Genomic DNA, 2,002 nt, shown 5'->3' with positions numbered 1-2,002 from the left:
CCCGCCGTCCGGCGCGTGGACGCCGAGACGCTGGCCCCGCACATGCTGCGCGCCGACCATGTGCGGATCCCGCCGGAACGCTGGACCAACAGCTTCGGCGAGAACTTCCACGCCTTCTTCAGGAAGGGGTGAGGCCTACTTCCTCTGCGCGCGGGTCTTGTCGCGCTCGGCCTTGAACTCGGCGCCGTCCTTCCACTCGGGCCAGATGCGGCTGTTGGCGAGCCTGCGGCCCAGGTCGTAGAGCAGCGCGCCGTCGGCGACGAAGCCCTTCGGGTCCCAGGTCGGGTCGAACTCGTCGGCGGGCTGGTGGTACTTGTCGGCGGTGTAGGCCTTCGATCTGGCGTCGCCCGCCGCCTTGCCGCCGTCGAACAGGTCGCGACCGCCGCCGAAGCTGATCGCCGGTACGCCCACCTTGGCGAACGGGAAGTGGTCCGAGCGGAAGAAGCTGCCCGCCTCGGGCCTCGGGTCGGGGCTGTAGTAGCGGCCGTGCGCCTTCCCGACGCCGATCAGCTCGTCCTGCAGGGTCAGCGGCGCGTTCCCCGAGGTGGTGAAGTCGTGCGCCAGGCCGTTCGGGCCCACGCCGTCCATGTTGATCACGCCCACGGTGGTCGCCAGCGGATAGAGCGGCGAGGACGCGTAGTATTCCGTGCCCAGGAGCCCCTTCTCCTCGGCCGTCACCGACATGAAGACGATGGTCCGATCCGGCTTCGGCGCCTTGGCGGAGATCCGCGCCAGCTCCAGCAGCATCGACGTGCCGGACGCATTGTCGAGCGCGCCGTTGTAGATCCTGTCGCCCCGGGCGTCGGGCAGCCCCACGCCCAGGTGGTCCCAGTGGGCGGTGTAGAAGACGCGTTCCTCGGGATGCCTGGCGCCGGGCAGGGCGCCGACGACGTTGTGGCTGACCACCTTCTGCGCATCCACCCTGTAGTCGGTCGAGAAGGTCACGCCCTTCAGCTCGACCGGCCTGAAGCCGCGGGTCTGGGCCTGCTTCTTCAGGGTGTCGAGGTCGTAGCCGCCGGCCTTGACCAGTTCGGCCGCCTGGTCGCGCTGCACCCAGCCCTCCAGCGGCGCGTGCTCGGCGGACGGGTCCTTGCGGATGACGTCGAAGATTTCGTTGGTGTTGGAGTTCTTCACGGTGGCCCAGCCGTATGACGCCGGCGCGGTCTCGTGGATCACCAGGAAGCCGATGGCGCCCTGCCGCGCCGCTTCCTCGAACTTGTAGGTCCAGCGGCCGTAGTAGGTCATGGCCTTGCCGCCGAAGTCGCCCGCACCCGTCTCGAAGTCAGGGTCGTTGACCAGCACCAGCGCCACCTTGCCCTTCAGGTCGACGCCCTTGAAGTCGTCCCAGTTCCGCTCGGGAGCCTTCACGCCGTAGCCCACGAACACGACCGGCGCGTCCTTCACCGTCAGATGGTCGCCGATCATGGTCGCGCGGATCGCGATTTCCTGGCCCTGCGTCCAGGTCCGGGTCTCGCCGCCCAGCTTCACGCTCACGGCCACCGGGCCCGAGGTCTGCGAGCGCACCAGCGGCACGTCCTGGGTCCAGGCGCGCGTCCCGTCCGTCTGCCTGTCGCCGGCCGGCTGCAGGCCCGCGGCCTTCATCTGCTCGACGAGGTAGGCGACGGTCTTCTTCTCGCCCTCGCTGGCCGGCGCGCGGCCCTCGTAGGCGTCGGACGACAGCACCTTGATGTCCTGCAGGATCCGGCTCGCGTCGATCGCAGGACCCGCCGCCACCGCGGAGCTGGAAACGAGGGCCATGACGGCCGCGCCGAGGAGAAGCTTTTGCATATGGACGCTCGCAAACGGGTCGAAAGTTGCGCGACCCTAGCGATGGGACGGGCATGTCGCCAGCGCCCCTTGGAGTAGTGGCGTTACGTCAATCGGTTGTCCGATTGTGTCCTTTGCGCAATTCCCCCGCTCGCTTTGCCGGTGTAGACGGCCCGCTCAAGTTCTTACGGCGTCCGCCAAACCTCCCCATCTCGGCTCCGCATGCGACTACACA

At 68.5% G+C, this 2,002-nt stretch carries 1 protein-coding gene; it reads right to left on the bottom strand.

The genetic code is table 11. From position 1 onward, the window contains the following. Positions 1 to 135: 135 nt before the first annotated feature. Positions 136 to 1,788 (bottom strand): M28 family metallopeptidase, encoded by a 1,653-nt coding sequence (locus tag JNL41_RS06020; protein WP_293473371.1) that lies wholly within the window; start codon positions 1,786 to 1,788, stop codon positions 136 to 138. Positions 1,789 to 2,002: the final 214 nt, after the last annotated feature.

The sequence above is a fragment of the Phenylobacterium sp. genome, assembly GCF_016793285.1.
Taxonomy (GTDB): domain Bacteria; phylum Pseudomonadota; class Alphaproteobacteria; order Caulobacterales; family Caulobacteraceae; genus Phenylobacterium.
Note: the sequence above shows the minus strand (reverse complement) of the source record. Positions and strands in the feature narration are given on the sequence as shown.

Excerpts from the sequence above, each read along its gene's own strand:
- JNL41_RS06020 (WP_293473371.1), bottom strand. The coding sequence starts at position 1,788 with ATGCAAAAGCTTCTCCTCGGCGCGGCCGTCATGGCCCTCGTTTCCAGC.